Here is a 3,301-nt window from a genome sequence, read left to right as displayed (position 1 = left end):
GCGCTCATCACCCGCACTTCGGCGGCCGATCGCGCGGTCAGCGCCGCGCGCAGCATCACGGCGTTGACCATGGTGCCCAGCATGCCGATGTTGTCGGCCTCCGCCCGCTCGATATGCCAGGCGTCGGAGACGCGGCCGCGGAACACGTTGCCGCCGCCGATCACCACCGCGATCTGGATGCCCAGCGCGTGCACCGCCAGGATCTCGCCGACGATATGGTCGATCGCGGCGGCGCCGAAGATCGACCCGTCGGCGCCGGCCATGGCGCCGCCGCTCAGCTTCAGCAGCAGCCGTTTGGGGGATTGTGCCATCGGGCCCTCTCGATCGTCTCGCTGGGCACCGCTCGCATCGGCACCGCCGCAGGATGCCCGATTTCGGGTGTGCGCGATACCGGCACGCGCTAAGAATTCGCCGACCCTCCCGATGGAACGAGACCCATGGATTTCACGGCCCTGGACGATCGCCCCTATCCGGTGCTCGACGATGCGACGATCCCGGAGCTGCCGGCCCATTACCGCGGCAAGGTGCGTGACAATTACGACCTGCCGGACGGGCGGCGCATCATCATCGCCACTGACCGGATCAGCGCCTTCGACCGGATTCTCGCCTCGATCCCGCTGAAGGGCCAGGTGCTGACCCAGACCGCGCGCTTCTGGTTCGAGGAGACGCGCGACATCTGCCCGAACCACGTTCTGGACTATCCCGACCCGAATGTCGTGGTCGGCCGCCGGCTCGACATCCTGCCGGTCGAGATCGTGGTCCGCGACTATCTGGCCGGCACCACCGGCACCTCGGTGCTGACGCTCTACAAGGCCGGCCAGCGCGAGATGTACGGCGTGCGCCTGCCGGAGGGCCTGCGCGACAACCAGAAGCTGCCGCAGCCGATCATCACCCCGACCAGCAAGGCCTTCGACGGCGGCCATGACGAGCCGCTGACGCCGGAGGAGATCGTCTCCCAGGGTCTGCTCACCGCGGCGCAGTGGCAGCAGCTCAGCGACTATGCCTTCGCCCTGTTCGCCCGCGGGCAGGAGATCGCGGCGAGGCACGGGCTGATCCTGGTCGACACGAAGTACGAGTTCGGCACGGACGCAGAGGGTCGCATTGTCCTGGCCGACGAGATCCACACCCCGGACAGCAGCCGCTACTGGCTGGCCGGCAGCTACGAGGATCGCTTCGCCCGCGGCGAGCGGCCGGAGAGTTTCGACAAGGATTTCGTGCGCAGCTGGGTGGCGGCGCGCTGCGACCCGTATAAGGACCCGATCCCGGAGATCCCGACCCAGGTGATCCGCGACACCGCCCAGGTCTATGTCCGCGCCTACGAGACCATCACCGGCCGCCGCTTCGAGCTGCCCGACCGGGACCGACCGGTGCTGGAGCGGATCCGGGAGAATTTGGCGAAGTATTTCTAGGCCGGAGCCGCCCCCTCACCCGAAATCGCTGCGCGATTTCGACCTCTCCCCAAGGAGAGGTGATGTTTTCCCTCTCATTGGGGAGAGGGAGGGGCCCGCCGCGTCGGCGGCGGGAGGGTGAGGGGGCTGGCGCAGTCCCGAGCCTTTACGGCGCGATCCGCTCCGCCGCCACGGCCCGGCCGCCGATCTCCCCGGTGATCCGGGCCATCGCATCGGTATCCCGGTCGTTCCAGGCCAGGGCCAGCGTGCCTGTCGCCGCGCCCGTCAGGGTCAGGTCGGCGGCGATGTCGCCGGTCGACTGGTCCCAGCGGATCGTGCCGGACACGGCCAGGTCGTCGGCCCAGCGCAGCTGGTCGAGGGTGAAGGCGTAGCCCGTCTCGGTCGCCTCGAACTTGAAGGTGCCGCCGCGCAGACCGACGCCGCTGCCGCCGCTGTTGACGAAGTAGCGCGCCAGCACGTCGCCCGCCGTCTCCGCCGCCGCCGAGGCCAGGCGCAGATCGGCATCGGTGGCCGCATTGCCGGCATCGGCCGTGGCCGGGGCGGCGTCGGCGGCATGGACGACGAAGGCCGGCACGGTGCGGATCGGCCGGATCCGCTGGGTGCAGGAGGTGTCGCCGGCATCGCCGCCGGAGCGCACGAAGTTCAGCACGATCGGGGCGACGCAGCCGGTGGCGTCGGCGCCCTTCGGCGGGGTGAAGATCGCCTGGTCGGTGATCGCGGTGATGTGGGTCAGGTTGCGCACCGGCACATAGGTCGCGTCCGGGAACAGCCGCGCCGTCTCCAGCCCCTCCATCGGCGCGGTGATGCTGTCGATGTCGCCGGACAGCACCAGCACCGGCACGTTCGCGAACGGCGCCTTCGGGTCGGCGGCGGTGGCGGGGACGACGCCCTTCGGCGGCGCCGGCCAGTCCAGGCACAGGTCGCGCCGCTCCCATTTGTGCGGCGAGCCGTCGACCTCGGCGATGGTGAAGGGGGCGTAGACGTCCGGCTCCGCCTGCTGCTTCTGCGCCGTGGCGCGCAGCAGCTGGCGCCGCCGCTCCGACCGCGACGCGTCGGCCCGGAACAGCCGCGGATAGTCGCTGCACACCACCGAGACGTAGAGCGCGGTGGAGAAGGCGGCGGGGTCGCTGCCCGGCGTGTTCCAGGACGCCGCCTCGGCCATCAGCCGGTGCAGCGGCGCCGGGTCCTTGGCATCCAGATAGGCGCGGGCCGCGGCGTCCAGGTCGCGGTAGAAGGTCGGGCTGCCGCCGCCGCTGTTCATGACCAGGAACAGGGTCGGGGCGTCGACCGCGATGCCGACCGTGTTGCCGTCGCCGTCCGGCGCCTCGGCCTTGCCGGGTTTGGCCCGCAGTGCCGCCGCCAGCCTCTCGATCCGGTCGAGCGAGCGGCCGCCCAGGGCGCGGCAGCTGGGGGAGCGCTGGCAGGCCAGCTCGAACCCGTCGCGGGCGGTGGCCCATTCGCTCTCGAACCAGGGCGACAGGCCGATCGTCGGATAGGCGCTGTCCAGCACCACGGTGCGCAGCCGGTCCGGGTGGCGCTGGGCGAAGACCTGGCCGAACCAGGTGCCGTAGCTGTCGCCGTAATAGTCGACCTTGCCGATCCCCAGCGCGTCCAGCACGGCGGCGACATCGTCGGCCGCCGGCGCGGTGCCGTACATCCAGGCGGCCGGGCCCAGCTGTTTGGCGCAGGCGGCGATGGCGGCGGGCACGAACTCCCCCGCCTGCTGCAGCGCCTGGCACTGCAGCGGGTCGGACAGGCCGGTGCCGCGCTTGTCGACCAGCAGCACGTCGCGCCGGTCGCGCAGCGGCTCGAACAGCCGCAGATAGCCCTCGCGCGTGCCGGTGGAGGAATAGCCAGGCCCGCCCTCCTGGGCCAGGATCACGCCCTCCGCC

2 protein-coding genes and 1 pseudogene are annotated in these 3,301 nt (G+C 71.2%); 1 reads left to right on the top strand and 2 read right to left on the bottom strand.

What is annotated here, in order from left to right; genetic code table 11:
• Positions 1-311, bottom strand: a pseudogene (gene pyrH, locus ABDW35_RS34450) (UMP kinase); the annotation flags it as partial.
• Positions 312-437: 126 nt separating this feature from the next.
• Here pyrH and ABDW35_RS34445 point away from each other — a divergent pair.
• Positions 438-1,409: a phosphoribosylaminoimidazolesuccinocarboxamide synthase gene (locus tag ABDW35_RS34445; RefSeq protein WP_343718354.1), complete on the top strand. Its 972-nt coding sequence runs from the start codon at positions 438-440 to the stop codon at positions 1,407-1,409.
• A gap of 145 nt (positions 1,410-1,554) precedes the next feature.
• Here the strand turns inward: ABDW35_RS34445 and ABDW35_RS34440 are convergent.
• On the bottom strand, positions 1,555-3,301 hold a 1,747-nt coding region (locus ABDW35_RS34440; RefSeq protein ID WP_343718353.1), incomplete at its 5' end, for an alpha/beta fold hydrolase.

The sequence above is a fragment of the Inquilinus sp. genome, assembly GCF_039594555.1.
In the GTDB taxonomy this organism is placed as follows: domain Bacteria; phylum Pseudomonadota; class Alphaproteobacteria; order DSM-16000; family Inquilinaceae; genus Inquilinus.
Note: the sequence above shows the minus strand (reverse complement) of the source record. Positions and strands in the feature narration are given on the sequence as shown.

Bases quoted from the DNA above. Each gene is read 5' to 3' on its own strand.
- ABDW35_RS34445 (WP_343718354.1), top strand. From the start codon at position 438: ATGGATTTCACGGCCCTGGACGATCGCCCCTATCCGGTGCTCGACGAT.